Raw genomic sequence first — 22423 nt, forward strand, 5'->3', positions numbered from 1 at the left:
ACCGAGCCTTCTTTCGGCGTCGACGGCGAGCTCATTTCGCATATCTGTCATGTGTCGGGTTAGTATCGACTTGCTAATGATAACGAGTCTCACTAACTAGAGAGTGCGAACAATGAAACGACACCACACGATGCTCGGATCGGCCGTGGTCGCCTCGGCGCTGCTGCTCACCGGCTGCCAGGCCGGCGACGACACCACCGACTTCGATGCGGGCGGCAAAGACGAGAAGACCGCCGACGCCGCAGACGGCGAGGACGAGAAGGGGCACGCCCAGGAGCTCGCCGCCGCGCAGCCGCGGATCGTGACCACCTACGACGGAGGGATCCTCACCCTCGACGCGACGACTCTCGAGGTCGTCGATGATACGAAGCTCGAGGGTTTCAACCGTCTCAACCCCGTCGGCGACGGCCGCCACCTCATGGTCTCCGTCGCCGCAGGCTTCCGCCTCTTCGACGCCGGAGTCTGGACCCAGCCTCATGGCGACCACACCCACAGCTACGCCGCCGACCCGCAGCTGACCGACTCCGTCTTCGATACAGAGCTGCCCGGGCACGTCGTCCACCACGGCGAGTCCACCGTGCTCTTCGGCGACGGTGACGGCAAGATCCAGACCTTCGACACCGATGACTTCTCCGAAGGTGATCCGAAACCCCATGTCGCCGAGGTCGATGAACCCCATCACGGCGTCGCCGTGAAACTTTCCGATGGTTCGATGCTGCACACGGTCGGCACCGAGGACGAACGCTCGGGTGCGAAAGTCGTCGACGGTTCGGGCAAGGAGATCGCCCACAGCGACGACTGTCCCGGAGTCCACGGCGAAGCCGCTGCGAAGGGCGACGTCATCGCGCTCGGCTGCGAGGACGGAATCCTGCTGTACAAGGACGGAGGATTCGAGAAGATCGACGCCCCCGACTCCTTCGGCCGCATCGGCAATCAGTCCGGAAGCGACGATTCGCAGTACATCCTCGGCGACTACAAGGTCGACGAGGACGCCGAACTCGAACGTCCCGAACGCGTGAGCGTCACCGATACGAAGTCGGGCACCCTCTCGCTCGTCGACCTCGGCGCCTCCTACAGCTTCCGGTCCCTGGGCCGCGGACCCGACGGCGAAGGCGTCGTCCTCACCACGGACGGGACGCTGAAGATCATCGATCCCGCCACCGCCTCGGTGACGGAGGAGTACCCGGTCATCGACGAATGGGAAGAGCCCGTCGAATGGCAGAAGGCCCGCCCGACGCTCTTCGTGCAGGACGAAGTCGCCTATGTCAGCGATCCGGCGAAGAAGACGATCCACATCGTCGACCTCGAATCCGGTGAAGTGATGGCCGAGGAGACGCTGCCGTACGCACCGAACGAACTCACCGGCGTCACTGGCTGAGGTACGAGGCCCGAATCCGGCGGCGGCTGGGAATCCGCCCAGGAGGTGAGACCGCCGTTGCCGCCGCCGGGTTTCGGCCATAGCGTGGGGGATGGACCTGCGATCACACCACCGGTGACCGCATCACCCCGTCGAAGTGAAAGAGGACAGCCATGACCACCATGTATCGAGTGACCGACCCGGCCACCGGCCAAGTCGCCGAAGAATTCCCCACCGCCACCGATGCCGAGATCCTCGCCGCCCTCGACCGCTCGGCGACGACCTTCGATGAGTGGAGCCGAACCACGGTGGCCGAACGTGCCGCGCTGCTGACCCGTGTGTCCGAGATCTATGCCGAACGTGCCGAGGAGCTCGCCGAGGTCATCCGGCTCGAAATGGGCAAGTCCGTACCCGAGGGCAAGGGCGAGGTCCAGCTGAGCTCGATGATCTACAAGTACTTCGCCGACAACGCCGAAGCTTTCATGGCCGACGAACCCCTGCGCGGACCCAAGGACGCCACCGCCATGATCCGCCGCAAGCCCGTCGGTTCGCTGCTGGGCATCATGCCCTGGAACTTCCCCTACTACCAGGTCGCCCGCTTCGCCGCCCCGAACCTCGCCCTGGGCAATACGATCCTGCTCAAGCACGCCCCGCAGTGTCCTCGTTCGGCGCAGATCATGGAAGAGATCTTCATCGAGGCAGGTGTGTCTGCGGGCGCGTACATCAACATCTACGCCAGCAATGAGCAGGTCGCCGACATCATCCTGCCTGACCCGCGCAATCACGGTGTGTCCCTGACCGGGTCAGAGCGTGCCGGTGCCGCCGTCGCGGCCGAGGCCGGAAAGAACCTCAAGAAGGTCGTGCTCGAACTCGGTGGATCCGACCCCTATATCCTGCTCGACACCGACGATGTCCAGAAGTCCGCGAAGACCTTCTTCAACACCCGCATGGGCAACACCGGCCAGGCGTGCAACTCGCCCAAGCGGATGATCGTCATGGATGACATCTACGACGACTTCGTCTCCTCCATCACCGAGGCGGCTAAGAAGAACACCCCCGCCGTTCCCGGCGAGGAAGGCTCCCGCCTGTCCCCGCTGTCGTCGATAGCCGCCGCCGATCGTTTCGTCGAACAGGTCCAGGACACCGTCAGCGAGGGAGCGACCCTGCTGGCCGGCGGTAAGAAGTACGACGGAGGCGGCGCCTATGTCGAGCCCGTTGTCCTCACCGACGTGCAGAAGGGCATGCGCGGCTACTACGAAGAGCTCTTCGGCCCCGCCGTCATCGTCTACAAGGTCAGCAGCGAAGAGGAAGCCGTCGAGCTCGCCAACGACACTCCCTTCGGCCTCGGCGCAGCCGTGTTCTCCACCGATATCGCCCGTGCCGAACGCGTCGGAGACCAGATCGATTCCGGCATGGTCTTCCTCAACGCTCCGGAAGGCAGCCGCGAATACCTGCCGTTCGGCGGAGTCAAGCGCTCCGGCGTCGGCCGGGAGCTCGGGCCGCTGGCAATGGACGAATTCGTCAACAAGCAGCTCGTGTACAAACAGAACTGATCGGAGTACTCGGGGCCCGAGAGTTCGGGTTCCGATCGTGATCGGGTTGCGATCGCGCTCAGGGCGCTGTCTCTTACAGGGACAGCGCCTTGATTGTATGCTGAGACCACGCACAGACAATTCTCATAATTCTCAGCGGGAGGTCTTCCCATGTCGGCACCGAAGCCGTCAACCCAGGTCAACGCCGCAGCTTCAAAAGGGATCATGCGGCCGGTCAACCGGTTCCTCGAACAGTGGATTCCCTCGGCCCTGACCTTCGCCATCGTTCTCACCCTCATCGTCGCCGTCCTCGCGTTCATCTTCACCGACGCCGGACCGACGGACGTCGTCACCGGCTGGGGTGAGGGATTGGCCGGTCTGCTCGAGTTCATGACGCAGATGTGTCTGATCCTCCTGCTCGGGCACATCCTCGCCAACACCGGACCGGTGCGGAAGCTGCTGGCCTGGCTCGCTCGAGTTCCCGGAAACGCCACCTTCGCCTATGTCTTCGTCTTCGTCGTCGCCGCGCTCGCCAGCCTCATCACCTGGGGACTCGGCCTCGTCGTCGGCGCCCTGCTCGCCCGTGAGATCGCAGTGCAGTCACGCGAACGCGGCATCAAGGTCCACTTCCCGCTGCTCGTCGCAGCCGGCTACTCCGGATTCGTCGTCTGGCATATGGGGTATTCGGGATCGGGCCCGCTGACCGCGGCCACTCCGGACTCCTTCCTCTCCGAATCCCTCGGCGGACAGACGGTCCCGGTGTCAGAGACGATCTTCGCCGGCTGGAACCTGCTGGCCATCGCCGGCATCATCATCGTCTGCGGGCTTCTCCTCTTCCTCGTCGCGCCGAAGGCCGGCTCCACCGTCTACGAACTCCCCGCCTCGGTGAGTTCGGAGTCGCAGTCGCAGGTCGACGAGGAGGTCGTCACTCCGGCCGACCGGATCGACGCCTCACGAGTGCTCACCCTCATCGTCGGCCTGGCGCTCGTCGCCTACCTCATCATCCACTTCGCCCAAGGCGGCGGACTCACCCTCGACATCGTCAACTGGTCGTTCCTCGCACTCATCCTCCTGCTCGTGCGCAACCCGTTCGAACTCATCCACCTGACGAAGGAGGCGGCGTCGAACGTCGGCGAGATCCTCCTGCAGTTCCCGCTCTACGCGGGAATCCTCGGGATCATGTCGTCGACTGGACTCATCGCAGTGTTCTCCGACGCTATCGTCTCGATCGCGAACCCGGTCTCGTTCGGTGTCCTCGCGCTCATCTCGGCAGGGCTCGTGAACTTCTTCGTCCCCTCCGGCGGCGGACAGTTCGCCGTGCAGGGCCCGATCATGCTCGATGCGGCCAACCAGCTCGGAGTGGACCCGTCGATCGCGATCATGGCTGTGTCCTACGGCGACCAGTGGACGAACATGCTCCAGCCCTTCTGGGCGCTGCCGGTGCTCGCCATTGCCGGGCTGAAGATGCGCGACATCCTCGGCTACACCGTCATCACTTTCCTCGGCTCAGGGGTGGTGATGGCGGCCGCGCTCTTCTTCGTCTCCCTCTGAGACTCGGTGATCCTTCTCATTGTGGTGGGCGGAACGGAATCGTCGATACGACGGTCGGGAGGCCCCGCCCCGGCGATGGTGAGTCACTGATCTGCAGATTCGCGTGGCATGACAGGATAAGTGACCGGAAGTGTCTATGTGGTAACCTCCGTTGTTGGCCGTCCCTGGGGGACCGAGGGAGCGGCGAGGACGGAATCTCATTCAGCAACAGCCGTTGATCATGCCCGGTTGAGCACGCTGTTCGGCCGGGTCCGATGCCACGACGCAACAGCGTCCGGATAAGGAGCACAACCATGTCAGCATCAGTCGACACCCCGCCGGGTGAACCGAGGGGAGAGGCGAAGGGCAAGGCGAAGCCGTCTCTGCCACCCGTGAATAAGAAGGTGTTCCTGGCGGCAGCACTGGTGGCGCTTGCCATCACCGTGTGGGCCCTCATCTCGCCGACCAACGCCGAGGCGGTCCTCGGTGCCGTCGTCGGCTGGACCTCCGATTGGTTCGGTTGGTTCTACGTCCTCCTCGTTCTCGCCGTCCTCGTCTTCGTCATCTACCTGGCGGCCTCCCGCTACGGAAACACGAAGCTCGGCCCCGAACACTCGAAACCCGAATTCGGTCTCGTCGCCTGGGCATCCATGCTCTTCGCCGCCGGCATCAGCACCGACCTCATGTTCTTCGCCGTGGCCGAACCGGTCACGATGTACCTCACCCCGCCGAGCACCGAGGCCGAAACGGTCGACGCGGCCCGCGAATCCACTGTGTGGGCGCTCTTCCACTACGGCCTGAGCGGATGGGGACTCTACGCACTCATGGGTATGGCACTGGCCTACTTCGCCTACCGGATGAACATGCCGCTGGCGATCCGCTCGGCGCTGGCCCCGATCTTCGGCAAGCGCGTCCATGGTGCTTTGGGTGAGACGGTCGATTTCGCTGCCCTGCTGGGCACGATCTTCGGTGTGGCCACCTCGTTGGGCATCGGCGTCGTCATGGTCAACGTCGGCCTCAACACGGTCTTCGGAATCCCGATCGGCACCGCCACCCAGGTCGGCATCGTCATCGTCGGTGTCGGTGTCGCCACGCTCTCCGCGGTCTCCGGCGTCGACAAGGGAATCAAGTTCCTCTCCATCCTCAACGTCGTCCTCGCCATCGCACTGAGCCTGTGGGTGCTCGTGGCCGGGAACACGAAGTTCCTGCTCAACGCCCTCGTCCTCAACGTCACCGACTTCGTCCGTCTGTTCCCGAACATGGCCGGGCAGACCTTCGCCTTCGAAGACACCGGAACATGGATGACCGACTGGACCCTGTTCTTCTGGGCCTGGTGGATCGCCTTCGCCTCGTTCGTGGGACTCTTCCTCGCCCGCATTTCCCGCGGACGCACCATCCGCCAGTTCGTGCTGGGCACCCTGACGATTCCGTTCATCTACATCTTCATGTGGATCTCGATCTACGGAAACTCGGCCCTGGACATCATCCGCAGCGGTGATGCGAAGTTCGGCGAGTCTGTCATCCTCAGCCCCGAGGGCGGATTCTACGACCTGCTCTCCCGCTACCCGGCCTTCGCCGTCATCGCGGGATTGGCAACTGTCACGGCGCTGCTGTTCTACGTCACCACCGCGGACTCCGCGGCCCTGGTCATGGCCAACCTGTCGTCGAACCTGCGCAACCCCGCCGAGGACGGACGCGCCGGACTGCGCATCTTCTGGGCCCTGTCGACCGGTGCCCTGACGGTGGCGATGCTGCTCGTCGGGGGCATCGGCGCCTTGCAGAACGCGACGGTGATCATGGGCCTGCCCTTCGCCTTCGTCGTCATCCTAGTGATGATCGGCCTGTACAAGGCGCTGCGGGTCGAGGCGAACCGCGTCGACAGCGTCGATACGACCCTGCCCGGCTCTCTGGCCCGTCGCTCCCGGGGTCCCGGCCACGAGACCTGGCAGCGTCAGCTCGGGCGGGTGCTGTCCTTCCCTAACAAGGCACGTGCCGAGGAGTTCGAGCAGAAGGTCCTCATCCCCACCCTCAACGAGGTGGCCGCAGAGATGGAGGGCCGCGGAATCTCGTCGCGCTGCGGTCGCGTCGACTCCGAAGGCGTGTTCGTCGACGACGGCGAGCTCTTCCAGTTCGAGGTCGACGGAGACGGAGAATACCCGTTCCGCTATCAGGTGTGGCCGCACAAGGTCAGTGTGCCGTCGTTCGGCGGAATGGTTCCGCGCGGAACAGGCGAGGACTACTACCGGATGGAGGTCTACCTCGATGGCGGCACCGGTCAGGGCTACGACATCATGGGCTTCTCGAAGGAGCAGATCATCGATGACGTGCTCGACCAGTACGAACGCCACGTCGAATTCCTCCAGCTGCAGGAGAACATCATCCACCGGGATGACTGAATCGCGATGTCCGGATGACTGAATCCGGCAGGTGAGAGCAGCGCCCGGGACCACTGGCCTGTTGGCCGGCGGTCCCGGGCGTCGTCATTTCTCGCACCGAGGATGCGTCGATCTCCAGTGCCGAGGCTGGCGGACGCTGCGTGGTGGGCTCGGGGCGGCCAGGTGATCACCCCGCCATCACGGTGCGCAGGGTGCGGGTGACTGACAGGGCCGTCAGCCCGCTGGTGGCAGGGTTCTCCGGGCTCGGCGTCGATCGGATGTCGAAGGCGAACTCCCCTGCGGACCCGGACGCTCGGATTCGATGGGCGGATTGGGTCTGACCTGCCACGGCCTGGAGCTCGACCTGCACCCTCTCCAAAGAGTCACCGAGCAAGTCGGCATCGGTGCGTTCAGGCGCGGAACCGGTCGACGCCAATCTGGCTCCTGAGCCTGAGGCCGACGCAGCAGAACTCAGTCCGCGGGTGGCCCAGGCGAGGGCGACGGCGATATTGACGTTGGCAGGGAACTTCTCGATCGCTTCGGCGGGATTGCCCTCGAACACCGTCAGGGGGCCGTCTTCGAGGCGGAGGGCACGCAGGCGCTCGACTTCGATCTCGGGCATCCATGGTCGGATGAGTCCGCTCGCCTCCTTCGAGGTGGTGATTTCGACGCTGTCGAGGCCATCGGACTGAGCCGCCGCCTCGAGCACATCGAGACCGCCGATCGCCCCATTGGTCACATGCAGGCGGCCGGGTCCGGCGAGCAGGCCCGCGCGGATGTCGGGATCGGCCATGGCTCCGACACTGGTGAGGACGAGAGGTCGGCCGGACGCGATGACGGCGGGGCCGAATCGGGCGGCGGCGGGAACCCCAGCGCATTCGACTATGACATCGAAGCGGTCGAACATCCTCGGCGAGGGGAAGGAGCCTGGGTCGGCATGATCGGCGGGCTCGATGAGTCGGGGGAGGTCGACCACCTCGGCGCCGTGATTCGGGCGACCTTCATGCTTTGCCCGTTCCGAGACCAGGGCGGTCAGGGCGAGCGCACCGGACTCGAGCTCAGGAGAGAGCAGCCTGGCGACGTGACGGCCGATGGCACCGAATCCGAGGAGGAGCACTGAAGTCATGGCCGCACCCTATCGGAGGCGTCTGACACAAGGCTGGACCGTTTCCGCAGGAGGCCGGAGCATGGGGGTGCGCGGGCAATGTCAGTGCGACGCGATACGGTTGCAGGATGGACGACGAATCACAGCCGAGCGCATCCGGGGGAGCCGTCACCGGCGACGACGGACTTGCCCGCACCCCGTGGGCGTACGGTGACCCGATGCTGCTGGACTACTACGACAGTGAGTGGGGTCTGCCTATCCACGACGAGGCGGGGCTGTTCGAGCGGATGAGCCTCGAGGGATTCCAAGCAGGACTGTCGTGGCTGACGATTCTGAAGAAGCGGGAACGGTTCCGTGAGGTCTTCGCCGGATTCGATCCCGACGCCGTGGCTCGCTTCGGCGAAAGCGAGATCGAGCAGCTGCTGACCGATTCCGGGATCATCCGCCACCGCGGCAAGATCGAAGCCTGCATCAACAACGCCGCTCGCGTGATCGAACTGCGTGAAGACGGCGGACTCGATGCGTTCCTGTGGTCGTTCCAGCCTGCGCAGACTCCGCGACCGCGCACCACTGCCGAGATCCCGACGACCGGACCGGAATCCGTGGCGCTGTCGAAAGCACTGAAGAAGAAGGGGTTCCGCTTCGTCGGACCGACGACGATGTATGCGCTGATGGAGGCCATCGGCATGGTCGATACGCACCTGCTCGATTCCCACCGCCGAGGAGCGTCCGGAGTGTGGTCGGAATGAATGACATTCGCGTCTCCGCGCTCGTCCTGCTCCACCCGCAGCGCCGGGAACTGCTCATGGTGCGCAAGGCCGGGACCACCTCCTTCATGCTGCCCGGAGGCAAACCCGAAGAGGGGGAGACCGCTGAGGACACCATCGTCCGTGAGATCGCCGAGGAACTCGGACTCGATCTGGACCGTCACCGACTGCACGCCCTGGGCACGTTCGCTGCCGCGGCGGCGAATGAAGCCGATCACCGTGTCATCGGCGACGTGTTCTGCTACGACGGTCTGCCGGAAGCACTCGATGAGGAGAACATCGCGCATCTGGCCGAGATCGCCGAAGCCGGCTGGTTTCCCATCGACCCGCTGCCCGCAGACACCGAGACGCGCCAGTTCGCACCGCTGACCCGCGATGAGGTCATCCCGGCGCTGCAGGCCGAAGGGAGACCGGCCGGCTGACCGGCGCTGGACTCGCGCGGGGCGGTGCTGGTCTCACAGAGTGCGTCGCTGGAACCCGAGGTCGAGAGCGAACAGATGCAGTGAATGCACCAAGGTGATCGCGGCGATGAGGAAGCTCAGTGAGATGTCGGCGATGCCGAAGATCGTCAGCGCCGGCGGGCTGACATAGCCGGGGGCCTGCACGAGGGTGCAGCCGATGACGATCGCCCCGGTGAGGATCGCAATCAGCATGGCGATCGTCGTTCTCCCGACTGCCGCCAGGCACAGCAGTCCGGTGGTGAACAGCAGAGCGAAGAGCGCGAAGACATCGACTCCTCGACCGATGATGAGGACTTCCTGCCACAGGTTGCCGTACGTGACCGAACTGTCCGGTTCGGGGGAGTAATAGGGGAAGAACGAGGCGGTGATGACCAGCACCACGAGCGGCCCGTAGAAGCGGGCATAGATGATGTTGATGCGTCGAATGCGCTCGGCGAGGTCATCGGCACTGCGGCAATGCCCGGTCGCCGTCGACCGACCGTCGTCTGTCGCAGTCATTGTGACGCGCCGTCAGAATCGAGGCCGGTGGCAGGCGGACTCGTCACTGTGCCGAAACTCGGCAGAAGCATCGCAATTCTCCAATCAGGGAATGAGGGGATTGTGGTCGAGAATGACCAGAATGGATTAGTCGGCATCAAGCGGGCCGATACCTGAAATGTATCCAGGAAAGTTACCGCCCGGTGTTCTCGGAAGACAAGGAATGGTCGTGACTCAGGATGCATGCCCGCGAAATTCTCTCTATTCGCACAAAGGCATTCATGACGAGTTGTGGGTTTGTCCCTATTTCGACGCTCGGTCAGTCGCATTCCTCGTGTGGGCGGCCTCGAGGTCGGGCGCAGCATGTTCAGCGGCTGCACGACCGAGCAGAAGCGAGAGCCGTTTGAGGCATTCGCGGAATTCGGGGCTGTCGATGACGGAGAAATCGGTGTCCAATCGAGCCAGTGCCAGAGCCATGGTGGCCAGACTCTGCCCGCCGATAGTGACGAGGCAGCGATCGTCCTCGAGCGCCTCGACCATACCCTCTGCGGATGTGAGTCTCTTCATCACTGCAGCGGCGGGGGCATTGACGATGACGTGGGCCGAATGCCGCCACCTGGGTTCCGTCGTATGACGTTCGACGAATTCGCCGATGTCATCTGCCGGAAGTGGGCGCGGAGTGAAGTTGCGACCGCTCGGGGTCTTCGGCACGATGCGGTCGGCGCTGAAGACCCGCCAGGCCTCGGCCCTGGGATCGTAAGCCAACAGGTGCCACCGGTGCTGACGGTTGACGAGTCGGTAAGCCTCGACTTCCAAATGGACCTCGTGTGCCGGGCTGCCCGCGGCCTCCTCCGATGGGGAGCTGCCGGCGTCGAGGACAGCGGTGTTCGGCTCGGGCGTCTCGGTTTCGGTGGGGCTTGAGCCGTCTGCACTGTCGCGCGAGTGGGCGGAAGGCTCGCCGAGGTAGGTGAACCGCAGACGTTCGTGACGGCGACAGTGGTCGATGAGGGTGACGATGAGGTTGGGGTCGATGATCGGCATCGGCTGATTGCCGACGACCGGAACAGTGAAGTGCGCGAGGCTCTGCACCCGTGCCCGGACCGCGGCGGGGAGAATGGTCTCGAGCTTCGCCAGTGCCAGTGCCGAGGTCTCTTCCATTCCGCCGATGATGCAGCTCAGCCCCGAGTGGAGGCCGACGGCGACCGCCACCGCTTCATCGGCGTCGAACATGAGCGGCGGGATGCCCACGCCGTTGGAGGAGAGACGGTATCCGCCCTCGGTTCCGCGCATGCCGTCGATCGAATAGCCGATATCGCGGAGCGTGCCGATATCGTTCCGGACGGTCCGCGGACTCACTCCCAGACGATCTGCCAATTCGGTTCCCGACCAGGTTCGGGGCACCATCAACAGTGACAATAACCCGAGCAGCCGTGCTGCAGTCTGTGACATCTCTGCGTCTTCTGTCGTTTAGGAAGACCTCCTGCCTGAACTCAGAATAGCATTATGCAAATCGTTCCGGGGCAGAGCGAAAACAAAGAAGTGGCTTCCCCGAATTCGGAGGAACTAACAAAATTGATGCACGATCAGCAGAATATTCAGAGCATTCCTTCCACAGAGACAACTGAAGCAGAATTCGACGTCGATGACTATCTCGAGTTGTATTCGTCGGCACGGAAGAGGGACAAAGGGTGGATCCTCGACGAGGTCATGATCCTCACCGGTTGGTCACGTGACCATGCGCGGCGCCGCCTGGCGGCCTTCCGAATCGGAGTAGACGATGACTACGACGATCCGCCCGCCGACCAGCCGTCGTCGAGGTGCTGCAAATACTCACCCGAATCGCGTGCACTCCTCGTCCGGATCTGGGAGTGGTCGGGGTTCCAGAGCGGAAAGTACCTGGCCGCCGTGATGCCGCAGCTGCTCGATGCGGCCGAACGCCACGGCGCCCTGGTGCCCGACCGCGACGGTTACAGCATCAAGGTCCGGTCCGAGCTGCTCGCCGTCAGTCCGGCGTCGATCGACCGATATCTGCGCACCGCGCGAGCCAAGGAGTTCCGAGACCGTCGGGTGTCGACGAAACGATTCACCAGTCCCAGCGAAGACTTCCTCGACTTCGCTTCGGGACCGAACGAGTACGAACCCGGATTCTTCCTCGTCGACACCATCGCCCACGCAGGACCGACCCGAGCTTCGAACTGTGTGTTCACGATCAGCGCCTCCTGCCTGCACACCGGTTGGGTCTTCACCCACAGTCTTGCCGACAACGCTCCGGACACCATGGTGGACGTGCTGCAATGGTCACTCGATGAGGTGCAGGGGATTCCCTTCTGGGTCAATGCCATCGAGCTGAGCAATGCCGATGACACCGTCCACGAGGCGACCGACCGGTGGGCGCGGGGACTGGACATCCACTTCAGTCCGGTGCTCAAAGATCTCCGACGCGATCGACTTCCGGAAGCGTCGCGGCATCAGCATCTCGTCCATGAGTACGGCAATATCCGCCGCTATGACACCGACGGGGCCCGGTCTGCACTCAACGGACTCTGGCGCGCGGTCGATGACCGGCTCAACTACTTCACTCCCACGCGCAAACCGGCTGGCTGGGCCGATGATGGTCACGGCGAGCAGCGGCGAATCTACGACGAACCGCGCACACCGTTCGAACGTCTGCGCGCAGCGGGAGTCATGTCACCGACGCAGGAGGACGAGCTCACCCAGTATGCGGATGGTCTCGACCCGGCCCGACTGACCGAGGAGATCGTGTTCTGGCAGAGGCGTCTGCAGGAGCTGGCCGCCTGAGAGAGTTCCGTTCCCACACTGCCGGCAGAGCATCGTGTCCGCTGGCTGACGTCAGAGCCGTCGCTGAGGGGTGATGACTTAGTCCCGTTCCTGCCGCGAATAGGCGATGAGCGCCCGATACAGGTCGATCGGCGCGCAGTTGGCGCCCTTGGCCAGGGACTTCATGAGTTTGCGGTAGGTCTGATAGTCCATCTGCGCCGGATTGTCCGTGGGCACGAGATTGAAATCGTGCAGAACGGTCAGCGCCCGGGAATCCATGATGGAGAACTTCTTGGGATTGACCACCGTGAGCAGGGTGCTGGCCATCGGAATTCCCACTCCGGGCAGCATCTGCAGCAAAGGCAGACGGAACCGGTTGGGTGTGTCATCGTCCAGGGCAACGCCGGTGACGAAGTCGATGTCATCGGACGAGATCTCCTCGAGACTCGGCAGAACTCCGATAGCCTTCCACTCGGCGACCTTGAGGAAATGCTTGCGTTTGAACGATTCTCGGACCTTCGTCTTCGGACCGATGTCGTTGAAGATCTCCGACTCGAGGTCCGTGAGGGCATAGAGCGGTTCGAACTTGAGGACGAATGCGGTGTCGATGGTGCCACTGGGAGCGTCGCGTTTGAGGTCCGAGCTGAGTTCCGATGAGTTCATGGACCGATGATAGGTGACCATTCTGACGCGCAGGTGAACACTTCTCCGCCGAAAGAGGGGCAGACCCTGCTGATACGGCAGATGCAGTGTCGATGTCGTAACCTCGGACTATGAACCCCGAAGAACCGTCTCAGGCGACATACACCCCGGCCCTGTTGGGCCTGGTGTGGACGGCGATGTTCGGATTCTCCGCCTTCTTCTTCAGCTATTCGACGATGGTGACGATTGCGTCGACGGACGGACTGTCGACCGTCACCGGCGGGTCCGTGCTGACGACGATGATGATCGGTGTCATCGTCGCCCAGCCCTTCGCCCCGTGGGCCGGTCGCGTCTTCGGTTTCAAGGCCTCGCTCATGCTGGCTCTTGTGCTGCAGTTCCTCGGCCAGCTCCTCGGACTCTTCGTCACCCCGCCCCTATTGGCACTCGTCCTCGCCGGACTCTGCGGAGGCGTCGGATTCGGGCTCTTCGTCGTCCTCGCCAATGCCGCGGTCCCAGGAACGACCGGGCCGGGACGAATCGGCAAGGCGCTGGGCTTCTTCGGAGGGATCACTTCTCTGGCCGCGGCCGTCGGAGCTCCGCTCGGGCTGTGGTTGGTCGAGACGATCCCGATCTGGACCTTTCGCATCATCGTCTGCGCATGTCTCCTCTTGGCCATCCCCACCGTGCTCAAATACGTACCCGGTCGGCCGCCTCGGCGAGGGAATGACGACGCGGGGGAATCGGCGAGCGACAACGAGACGGTCGGAGTTCGGCCCGGTCGCAACGAGAAGCGGAGCCTGCGGAAGGTGGGACGCCGGGCGGGGGAGGCGCTCGGGCTCGTCCTCATGCTGTCTCCGTTCCTCGTCGGCATGATCGTCTTCGGGATCATCGTCGGCTTCGGCCCGGGCGAAGATGTCGCCGTGGCGGCACTGTTCATCGCCGGGATGCAGATCTCGGCGGTCATCGGACGCTTCGTCGTCGGGGCCGTTTCGGACAACTTCCCGCCGTTCGCCCTCAATATCTTGGGACTCGTCCTGACGGCGCTCGGGCTGGTCTGCGCTGTCGTCTCCTACGGTGGGACGCTGTTCGTCTCGATGCTCATCATCGGACTGGGATTGGGCGCCATGCAGTCGGCAAGCCTCGTCATGGCCTTCGCCGCGGTCAGTTCGCCGAGCCGGGCCAGCGTCGCCTGGAATATGAACTTCGACATCGGGCTGGCCGTCGCCGGTGTGGTCGGCGGGCTCGGTTTCACCTATCTCGGATCGTCGTCGACCTTCCTGGTGTGTGCTCTGCTTCTGCTGTTCACCGGTGCCCTGTCGTGGATCGCGCGGACTCTGCAGATGCGGAAAAACGGGCACGGCTGAGCTGTCAGTGCGGGCGCTGTCAACCCGGAGGCTGCGGGGCGCGACTGAACCTGTGGCTGCGGGGCGCGACTGAACCGTCAGCGCGGAGAATCCTCATCGAGCTGCGCCAACAGTCCTACGGCCGCACGCGTGTACTCACCGATCCAGCGATCGTGGATCCGTTTGATCGGGAGCGGTGCCAGTGCCAGCAGTCGGGTGCGTCCCTCCTTGCGGCCGGTGACCAGCTCAGCGCCCTCGAGTACCCGAATATGCTGCAGCACAGTAGTGCGATCGAGGTCTGGAAACGCCTCGCAGACCTCACCGGTCGTCCGCGGTCGAGTCCGCAGCAGGTCGAGGACGCGTCGGCGGGTGGGGTTGGCCAGGGCCTTGAAGACCGCGTCGTCGGATTCATCCGATCCTGTTCCCAACTCCCGTGACATGTGGTAAAAATATCACATGACAGATGAGCAGAGCACCCAGAACACACCCGCCGAGCAGTACGATCAGTCCCGCCCATTGGAGGAGCTGTCTTTCACGGTCACCGGCTACATCTCGAAGACTCCTCATGAGACCTATGAAGCGGTCGCTGATCCCGAGCAGCTCTCGCACTACTTCACGACCGGCGGCGCCCGCGGCCGTTTGGAGGCCGGGGCCGACGTGACATGGGACTTCGCCGACTTCCCGGGCCGATTCCCCGTCGAGGTCGTCGAGAACATCCAGGACGAGAAGATCGTCATCCGGTGGGAGGGTTCCGACGACTCAGTGGAGAGTGACACGACGACGACCTTCGAGTTCACTCCCGTCGATGACGGTGCCCGGACGCTCGTGACGATCACGGAGAAGTCCTGGAAGCTCACCGAGGGCGGAGCTCAGGGCGCCTTCGGCAACTGCATGGGCTGGACCGGAATGCTCTCGGCGCTCAAGGTCTGGATCGAGCACGGAATCAACCTCCGCGAGGGCTACTACAGATAGGTCCGGAGCGTCAGAGTGCGGACGGCTTCGACGTCGCGTCCGGCGCGTGCTGCCTTCGCGCTCCCCGTTGTGTCCGGATTTCCGGAATGAGCACTGCGAGGACCGCGGCAAGGAAAACAGCCTGCATCAGTGTGCGGGGCACCAGCTGATCGCCCCACCGCAGATTCTCGCCGGTCAGCGCCAGGTGCACATTCGCCGGGAACATAACGATGGGCATCAGCCCCAGCCCGCCGGTCGCCCACGGGCGAGTCTGCCGCAGCGGCAGGCCGAAGGCTCCGAGCAGTTCGAGCACCCCGGTCGCGGTGACGAGCGCAGCTGCTGCTGGAAGCCATGGCGGCGCCATGTCGATGAGTGCTTCACGCATGCTCGCGAAGTGGGAGATGCCGGTGACGACGAACATCACGGCCAGCCCGAACCTGATCGCCACGGGCCAGGTGTCCAGGCCGTGCCGGGTCGCCGCTGGGCTGAAGCGCCCGACGGCGTAGACGGCGAGAGTTGTGATGAGGAGAAAGAGCAAAGGCGCCATGAGGGGCTCCTTCGATGAGCGAGGCCTTGCGGCCGCGACGTATCTTTACGGTGACAAGATACTTCGCCGACAAGTATCTTGTCAATGAAAAGTTTGCTCCGGTACGATCGGACTGTGACTTATCATCATGGGGATCTGCGTCGGACACTGTTGGCGGAGACCGCCTCGGCGATTGCCGAAGACGGCGTGGCCAAACTGAGCATGCGTGCGCTGGCGAAGCGGGCCGGCGTCTCCAACGCCGCTCCGACGTATCATTTCGGTGACAAATCCGGTCTGCTCACGGCACTGGCGACCGAAGGATACGACCGCCTGGCGGAGGCGATGTCCGGAGTCGACGAAAGCGGCGGACTCATCGACCGCGGAGTCGCGTATGTCGAATTCGCGCTCGCCTGCCCATCCCACTTCACGGTGATGTTCCAACCCCGGCTGCTCCACGATGACGACGGCGAACTGACTGCGTCCCGTCAGCGGGCGTGGGCGGCGCTCTCGGTCGGAGTGGCGACGACCAGATCGGGGCCGGACTCCGACTTCGGGGTGGCGGCATGGTCGCTCGTCCACGGATACGCCACTCTGGTGCTCAGCGGGGCAGTGGAGCCCGAAGACGCACTCAGGCAGGCGCGCATCGTGGCGGGCCACCTCGTCGAGGGTGCCGACAGGAGCCGCTGAGGGGCTGGACCGGATTTGAGGGGCTGGGCCGGATCCGCTGATGTGGCGGTGAGGCACCTGCGGCGCCCCGGAATCACTTGCCGGTGACCTTCTTCTGTCCCGGTTCGAGTCCGTGGGAGTTCTTGATGAAGAACGCGCCGATGACGCCGAGGATGCCGACGCAGGCGGCGACGAAGAAGGCGACGTTCGCGCCGTGCACCAGGCCTGCCATGCCGTAAGTCTCCGGGTTCCGTGCGGCCGAGACCATGATCGTCACGAGCGCCGCGGTGCCGACCGACGCCGCGATCTGGCGCAGCGTGTTGTTCAGGGCAGTGCCGTGGGGGATGAGGTGCGAGGGCAGCTGGTTGAGCGCGGCCGTGGTCACCGGCATCATCACCATGGCGACACCGAACATGCGGATCGTGTTGACGACTGCGAGGTAGACGAACGAGGTGTCCGGTTCCAGTCGAGCCAAGAGGAACGTGGTTCCGGTGAGCAGGACGAAACCGGCGATCGCGAGCCATTTGGCGCCCACGGCGTCGAACACACGGCCGGTCACCGGCGACATCAGTCCCATCACTGCGGCGCCCGGAAGCAGAACCAGGCCGGACTCCATGGCCGAGAAGTCATTCATGTTCTGCATGTAGAGCGGCAGGACCATCATGCCGCCGACCATGACGATGAACACGCACATGCCCAGCAGGGTGTTGAGCGTGAACATGCGGTAGCGGAGGATGCGGAATTCGAGGATCGGCTGCTCGAGCTTGAACTGGCGGGTGATGAAGAGCGTCAGCGTGATCGCGCCGATGACCAGCGGGATGAGTACCTCAGCGCTGAGCCATCCGGCGTCACCGGCGGTGCCGAAGCCGAACAGCAGTCCCCCGAAGCCGAGGGTGGAGAGGATGATCGAGAGGACGTCGAGTCGGGGGAATGTCCGTTCGGTGACGTTCTTGAGCAGGAAGAAGGCGACGATGAGGTCGATGATCGCGATCGGCAGCATCATGTAGAACAGCGTCTGCCACGGCAGGTGGTCGACGATCCAGCCGGAGAGGCTGGGGCCGATGGCCGGGGCGAAGGCGATGACCAGTCCGAAGGTTCCCATGGCCGAACCGCGCTTCTCGACCGGGAAGATCGCGAAGAGGATCGTCTGCATGAGCGGCATGATGATGCCGCCGGCCGAAGCTTGGATGACGCGACCGATGAGCATCACAGGATAGACCGGGGCGATCGCGCAGACGAGAGTGCCGATGATGAACAGGCCCATGGCGGTGAAGAACAGGCCCCTCGTCGTGAACTTCTCGATGAGGAACGCGGTCACCGGAATCATGATGCCGTTGACGAGCATGAAGCTCGTCGTCACCCACTGTGCGGCGCCGGAGGTGATGTCGAAGTAGTGCATGAACGCCGGCAGAGCGGTGTTGAGCAGCGTCTGGTTGAGGATGATGACGAACGCGCCTGAGACGAGCACCGCAAGCACGAGGTTCCGGTTGACCGGGGTGCCTTCTGATGGGTCCTTCTGAATGTCGTCTCCGTTCGCCAATGGCATCCCCTCACCTTTTCGTCGTCTGTGTCTCTTCTCGTCTTCCAGCGTCAGCCCGCCCGAGGCGGTGTGCTGAACCGGCCCCTCTTTGCGCCCGGAAATAAATTCCTTGGTTATATAACCGCTTCATGCAGTTTAACCCACCACCCTCGCCGAGGTGGCCCCGGGTCGGTGTGAGATTCGTCGAGTTCATCTCCCGGTTGGGTGACAGGCACCCGCCGCCGCGAATGATTCCGACCGCGGCCCCACTAGGGGACCGCGGTCGGAATCAAGACGGTAGTCCGCCTCGGTGAGGGATCAGGTCAGGCGGGTGGCCGGCGACTGCGTCTTGTTGGGGTCGGTCTCCGGTAGGTCGCCGAGGATGTCGTCGATGCGAGTGAGGACGTCCGCGTCGAGGGCGACCCCGGCAGCCTCGGCGTTCGAGGCGATCTGCTCGGGGCGGGAGGCGCCGACGAGGGCGGTGGCGACGTTGTCGTTGGCCAGCACCCAGGCGATCGCGAGCTGCGCCATCGTGATGCCGAGCTCGTCGGCGATCGGTTCGAGACCCGTGATCGCCGTGAGTATGTCGTCGTGGAGGTAGCGGCTCTTGATGAAGTCGGCGCCACCTTTCTCATCCGTGGCGCGCGACCCGGCTGGCACCGGCTGGCCGGCTTTGTACTTGCCGGTCAGTGCGCCCTGGGCGATCGGGGACCAGACGATCTGCGAGATGCCGAGTTCCTTCGAGGTCGGGACGACCCGTTCTTCGATGACGCGCCAGAGCATGTTGTACTGCGGCTGGTTCGACACCAACTGGATGCCGAGGTCGCGGGCCAGGTGGTGGGCGGCGCGCAGCTGGTCGGCGTTCCACTCGCTCACGCCGATGTAAAGAGCCTTGCCGGAGCGGACGATGTCGGCGAAGGCCTGCATCGTCTCCTCCAGCGGAGTCTCGTAGTCGTAGCGGTGTGCCTGGTAGAGATCGACGTAGTCAGTGCCGAGGCGGCGCAGCGAGCCGTTGATCGACTCCATCATGTGTTTGCGCGACAGGCCGGTGTCGTTGTGCCCCTTCTGCCCGGTGGGGAAGTAGACCTTCGTGAAGATCTCGAGCGATTCGCGTCGTTGGCCCTTGAGCGCATCGCCGAGGACCTGTTCGGCGACGGTGTTCGCATAGACGTCGGCGGTGTCGAAGGTGGAGATGCCCGCGTCGAGTGCTGCGTGCACGCACTTCGTGGCGGTGTCGTTCTCCACCTGCGAACCGTGCGTGAGCCAGTTGCCGTACGTGATCTCGGAGATCTTGAGTCCGCTGTTTCCCAGATATCTGTGCTCCATGACCTCAGCCTACGACCGGGCGCGAGAGTGGGGAACCCCTCGCCGAGGCGGGGGATGCGGGTGCGGCGGGACCGAGACTGGTGCGTGCTGCCGCATTTCCGCGAGGGCGAGGGCGTTTCGGAGCGGATGCACCGCGGCGCCTTGCCAGTTCGGTACACCTTTCTCTGGATTGCATACTGAACAAAGTGGTCACTTCAGAGAAGGGCGTACCGAAACGCGTTTTGGCAGAAAGGCCAGCGTCCCTGCCTCAGCGCGCCGGGCCGGCGTTCTCCGCGATATGCTCCCGCAGGGTCGTCGCGAATGCCGCGGAATCGCCGACGCGCAGATGCGCGACAAGCGCCTCGTGTTCGGCGATGAGTTCGTCCGAACGATCGAGCAGGTGTCGGCTGTTCATGAAGAGGGTGAATCGGTGCCGGTCGGAGAGCAGTGAGTACATCTCGAGCATCACCCGGTTGTCCCCTGCTTCGACGAAGCCGCGGTGGAACTCCAGGGTGAGCTCGATGAAACGGGCGACATCCCCCTCGGCGAAAGCGGCTCGATGCTGCGTGATAAGACCACCGAGTTTCTCCGCCAACCGTTGCCGCATGGGTTCGGATGCCCGCTCGACAGCGGTCGTCTCGAGCACATAACGGGCATCGGCGAGATCGGAGACCGTGCGTTCGTCGATGCCTTGGACGATCGCCCCGCGCTTGGGATAGATGTGGATCCACCCCTCGTCCTGCAATCGGGCCAGAGCCACGCGCACCGGGGTGCGGCTGACGCCGATCTCGGTGGCCAACGCCGCCTCGCCGAGCATCGTCCCGGGCACGTGAGAGCCGTTGAGGATCTGCCCGCGGATGACCGAGTAGGCGCGTTCGGCCGCGCTCATCGATTCCGTCGCCGTTCTCGAGGATCTCGCCTTCGCGCTCATTTCCCCGCCCCGTCCTGTCTCGCGGCGGCAGCAGATTGGTCGGCCGCCTCGGTGAGAGCGGGAGTGCGGCGTCCGGGCCAGCTCATCAGCGGGATCGCGCGGATCGAGAATGCGACGGCGATGAGCAGGACGAACGTGGCCATGAGGTTGATCCACAGGAATCCGCCGGCGCCGAGCACGGACCCGGCCATCGCCGCCATGAGCGCCCCGCCGAGGTTCATCGCCGAATCCGAAGCGCCCTGGAGCGGCACCTTCGCATGCGTCGGCACCGAGGCGGTGAGCAGGGACGAGCCGCCGATGAGGAACATCGACCACCCGATTCCGAGCAGCGACAGCGCGGTCGACAGCAGCACCATCGACGACTCCGGGGCCACCGCATCGATGACGCCGAGGGCGATCGTGAGAACGAAGATGCCGGCCCCACCAGCGATGACGACGCCCGAACCCCACCGGTCGGCCATCCAGCCGAAGACAGGGGAGAGGGCATACATGCCGGCGATGTGGATGCTCACGACGATGCCGATCGCCCCGAGGCTGAACTCCTGGTGGTCCATGTGCACCGGGGTCATGACCATGACGTTGGTCATCATCATCTGTCCCGCGACGATCGTGATCATCGCGAACAGCGGCACCGGGCGGGCCAGAGCGAAGCGCAGCGCTTCGCCGAGTCTCATCTGAGGTGGAGCGGCCGCCTCGGCGGTGGACGTAGTGGAGTTGTCGGTCGCAGCGGAATCCCTCGCCGAGGCGGCCCCGTCCTTGTCCTCGGTCGTGCCTTCACCATCGCGGTCGGGATCGTCGAGCCTCGGTTCGCCCGGGTGGTCGGTGCCGGCGGCCACGGACTTCGTCAGGGTCGATGCTGACAGCGTGGCCAACGCGAACGCGACCATGGAGATGAGGTAGGGCCCGGCGAGGCCGTTCATGCCGAGTGTCTCGCCGAGGTGGGCGCCGGGGGCGGTGAAGCTCGGGCCGAGGACGGAGCCGACCGTCGTTGCCCACACCACCAGGGACATCGCACGACCGGCGGCGGACGGGTCGGCGAGGTCGACGGCGGCGTAACGAGCCTGCAGGCCCGAGGCGGTCGAGGACCCGCACATCATCATCCCGAGCATGAACAGCGGGAGGAGCTGTAGGGCGACACCGACGAGGACGACCACGGCGCCGAGCGTGCCGATGCCGAAGCCCAAGGTCAGCGCCTTGCGACGGCCGGAACGTCCAGCGAGCACGGCGAGGGGATAGGCAATGAGACCGGCTCCGAGGATGACGCTCATCTGCGCGAATCCGGCCATCGACGTCTGCCCGGTGATCTCTTCGGCAAGCAGTCCGCCGACGGCATACCCGGAGGCGATGCCGGCTCCCGAGAGGAGCTGGGCAGTGATGAGTTTGGCCTGTTCGCGGATGTGGCTGGTCATGGTGGTCTCACGTCGTCGTGGTGGTCAGGGCTTACTCACATTAACTTGCATCCATCTTGGATACAAGAGTGAGTCCGGCCGCAGGGAGGGACGCCTTCACCGAGGCGGGTGCTGACGAGAGCTTGCGCGCGGTCCTGCTTACCTCGGCTGGCGGACGCGGATTCTCAGCCGGAATGGACACCGCACAATTCGCACACACGAGTGCGTCGAGAGCGTACGCGACGATCAGCCGCCTCGGCGAGGTGTGCGAAGCGATCAAGGACTGCGCCCTTCCGGTCGCCGCCGCCATCGACGGATACTGCATCGGCGGTGCCGCCGAGATCGCCGCAGCCTCGGACTTCCGCATCGGCAGCCAGGACTCCTGGTATGCGACGCCCGAGGTGCGCATCGGCATCCCCTCGGCGCTCGAGTCGGTCAACCTCCACCGCCTGATGGGATGGACGAAGGCGACAGAGTTCGTGCTCACCGGCAACCGTTTCACTGCCGCTGACATGCTCGCCTGCGGCTTCCTCAACGACTCCGTCGACGGGCCGGTCGAGGAGCGCGCACTCGAGCTGCTGCGCGACACCACGCGCGCCGATCGGACCGTCATCGCGCACCAGAAGCGACTGCTGCGGACGTGGAAGAACACCCTCAAGGCGCAGGCGATTGCCGACAGCAAGAAGGAGTTCGCGCTCGCCTTCGCCGCGAAGAACCAGACTGCCGACCCCGGCTCGGGCGACTCAGACCCTGAGGGCAGAGTCTGAGGT

21 protein-coding genes are annotated in these 22423 nt (G+C 64.3%); 11 read left to right on the plus strand and 10 right to left on the minus strand.

All coding sequences use genetic code 11. The features are described 5' to 3' along the window. Positions 1–112 precede the first annotated feature (112 nt). From aztD to betT, 4 genes are all read left to right on the plus strand, one after another. On the plus strand, positions 113–1378 hold the full coding sequence (gene aztD / locus D3I60_RS18135; protein ID WP_262778192.1) for a zinc metallochaperone AztD: 1266 nt from the start codon (positions 113–115) through the stop codon (positions 1376–1378). A gap of 152 nt (positions 1379–1530) precedes the next feature. Beyond that, positions 1531–2910, plus strand: a complete 1380-nt coding sequence (locus tag D3I60_RS18140; RefSeq protein WP_262778194.1) for an NAD-dependent succinate-semialdehyde dehydrogenase — start codon at positions 1531–1533, stop codon at positions 2908–2910. 150 nt (positions 2911–3060) lie between these two features. Further along, positions 3061–4440 (plus strand): short-chain fatty acid transporter, encoded by a 1380-nt coding sequence (locus D3I60_RS18145; protein ID WP_262778196.1) that lies wholly within the window; start codon positions 3061–3063, stop codon positions 4438–4440. 293 nt (positions 4441–4733) lie between these two features. Further along, the gene (betT, locus tag D3I60_RS18150) at positions 4734–6815 is read left to right on the plus strand and encodes a choline BCCT transporter BetT (protein ID WP_262778198.1); all 2082 of its coding nucleotides are present in this window, start codon (positions 4734–4736) and stop codon (positions 6813–6815) included. A gap of 166 nt (positions 6816–6981) precedes the next feature. Here the strand turns inward: betT and D3I60_RS18155 are convergent, their stop codons facing one another. After that, positions 6982–7920, minus strand: coding sequence for an aspartate dehydrogenase domain-containing protein (locus D3I60_RS18155; RefSeq protein WP_262778199.1), 939 nt, complete (start codon positions 7918–7920; stop codon positions 6982–6984). 107 nt (positions 7921–8027) lie between these two features. Between D3I60_RS18155 and D3I60_RS18160 the strand changes: the two genes are divergently transcribed. Further along, positions 8028–8648, plus strand: coding sequence for a DNA-3-methyladenine glycosylase I (locus tag D3I60_RS18160; RefSeq protein ID WP_262778201.1), 621 nt, complete (start codon positions 8028–8030; stop codon positions 8646–8648). Further along, positions 8645–9088 carry an NUDIX hydrolase gene (locus D3I60_RS18165; RefSeq protein WP_262778202.1) on the plus strand — a complete coding sequence of 148 codons (444 nt, stop codon included), beginning with the start codon at positions 8645–8647 and terminating at the stop codon, positions 9086–9088. Before D3I60_RS18160 ends, D3I60_RS18165 begins: the two co-directional genes overlap by 4 nt. Positions 9089–9121: 33 nt before the next feature. On the opposite strand, the gene D3I60_RS18170 is transcribed toward D3I60_RS18165, so the two are convergent. Together D3I60_RS18170 and D3I60_RS18175 are read right to left on the minus strand one after the other, a co-directional pair. Next, on the minus strand, positions 9122–9625 hold the full coding sequence (locus tag D3I60_RS18170) for a hypothetical protein (protein ID WP_262778204.1): 504 nt from the start codon (positions 9623–9625) through the stop codon (positions 9122–9124). A gap of 282 nt (positions 9626–9907) precedes the next feature. Beyond that, on the minus strand, positions 9908–11053 hold the full coding sequence (locus D3I60_RS18175) for a helix-turn-helix transcriptional regulator (protein ID WP_262778205.1): 1146 nt from the start codon (positions 11051–11053) through the stop codon (positions 9908–9910). Positions 11054–11179: 126 nt separating this feature from the next. On the opposite strand from D3I60_RS18175, the gene D3I60_RS18180 reads away from it, so the two are divergent. Then, positions 11180–12403 carry an integrase gene (locus D3I60_RS18180; RefSeq protein ID WP_262778207.1) on the plus strand — a complete coding sequence of 408 codons (1224 nt, stop codon included), beginning with the start codon at positions 11180–11182 and terminating at the stop codon, positions 12401–12403. Positions 12404–12481: 78 nt separating this feature from the next. Here the strand turns inward: D3I60_RS18180 and D3I60_RS18185 are convergent, their stop codons facing one another. Further along, on the minus strand, positions 12482–13045 hold the full coding sequence (locus D3I60_RS18185; protein ID WP_262778209.1) for a hypothetical protein: 564 nt from the start codon (positions 13043–13045) through the stop codon (positions 12482–12484). Positions 13046–13155: 110 nt separating this feature from the next. On the opposite strand from D3I60_RS18185, the gene D3I60_RS18190 reads away from it, so the two are divergent. Then, positions 13156–14388 carry an MFS transporter gene (locus D3I60_RS18190; RefSeq protein ID WP_262778210.1) on the plus strand — a complete coding sequence of 411 codons (1233 nt, stop codon included), beginning with the start codon at positions 13156–13158 and terminating at the stop codon, positions 14386–14388. Positions 14389–14465: 77 nt separating this feature from the next. Here D3I60_RS18190 and D3I60_RS18195 read toward each other — a convergent pair whose 3' ends face one another. Further along, complete coding sequence (locus D3I60_RS18195) at positions 14466–14807, minus strand: ArsR/SmtB family transcription factor (protein ID WP_262778211.1); 342 nt, start codon at positions 14805–14807, stop codon at positions 14466–14468. Between the two features lie 16 nt (positions 14808–14823). Between D3I60_RS18195 and D3I60_RS18200 the strand changes: the two genes are divergently transcribed. Beyond that, positions 14824–15339, plus strand: a complete 516-nt coding sequence (locus D3I60_RS18200) for an SRPBCC domain-containing protein (RefSeq protein WP_262778212.1) — start codon at positions 14824–14826, stop codon at positions 15337–15339. 10 nt (positions 15340–15349) lie between these two features. Here the strand turns inward: D3I60_RS18200 and D3I60_RS18205 are convergent, their stop codons facing one another. Next, a complete protein-coding gene (locus D3I60_RS18205) occupies positions 15350–15865 on the minus strand; it encodes a DoxX family protein (RefSeq protein ID WP_262778213.1) in 516 nt (171 codons plus the stop codon). A 114-nt stretch (positions 15866–15979) separates the two neighbouring features. On the opposite strand from D3I60_RS18205, the gene D3I60_RS18210 reads away from it, so the two are divergent. Next, positions 15980–16531: a TetR/AcrR family transcriptional regulator gene (locus tag D3I60_RS18210; protein WP_262778215.1), complete on the plus strand. Its 552-nt coding sequence runs from the start codon at positions 15980–15982 to the stop codon at positions 16529–16531. Between the two features lie 73 nt (positions 16532–16604). On the opposite strand, the gene D3I60_RS18215 is transcribed toward D3I60_RS18210, so the two are convergent. From D3I60_RS18215 to D3I60_RS18230, 4 genes are all read right to left on the minus strand, one after another. Next, complete coding sequence (locus D3I60_RS18215; RefSeq protein ID WP_262778217.1) at positions 16605–18056, minus strand: MDR family MFS transporter; 1452 nt, start codon at positions 18054–18056, stop codon at positions 16605–16607. A 291-nt stretch (positions 18057–18347) separates the two neighbouring features. Then, positions 18348–19355 carry an aldo/keto reductase family protein gene (locus D3I60_RS18220; RefSeq protein ID WP_262778220.1) on the minus strand — a complete coding sequence of 336 codons (1008 nt, stop codon included), beginning with the start codon at positions 19353–19355 and terminating at the stop codon, positions 18348–18350. A gap of 247 nt (positions 19356–19602) precedes the next feature. Continuing rightward, positions 19603–20223 (minus strand): GntR family transcriptional regulator, encoded by a 621-nt coding sequence (locus D3I60_RS18225; RefSeq protein ID WP_262778222.1) that lies wholly within the window; start codon positions 20221–20223, stop codon positions 19603–19605. 38 nt (positions 20224–20261) lie between these two features. Then, entirely contained in the window at positions 20262–21674 is a 1413-nt protein-coding gene (locus D3I60_RS18230) for an MFS transporter (protein ID WP_262778225.1), read from the minus strand. A 68-nt stretch (positions 21675–21742) separates the two neighbouring features. On the opposite strand from D3I60_RS18230, the gene D3I60_RS18235 reads away from it, so the two are divergent. Then, complete coding sequence (locus D3I60_RS18235; RefSeq protein ID WP_262778228.1) at positions 21743–22420, plus strand: enoyl-CoA hydratase-related protein; 678 nt, start codon at positions 21743–21745, stop codon at positions 22418–22420. Positions 22421–22423 lie beyond the last annotated feature (3 nt).

The sequence above is a fragment of the Brevibacterium permense genome, from assembly GCF_025506275.1.
Classification (GTDB): Bacteria; Actinomycetota; Actinomycetes; order Actinomycetales; family Brevibacteriaceae; genus Brevibacterium; species Brevibacterium permense_A.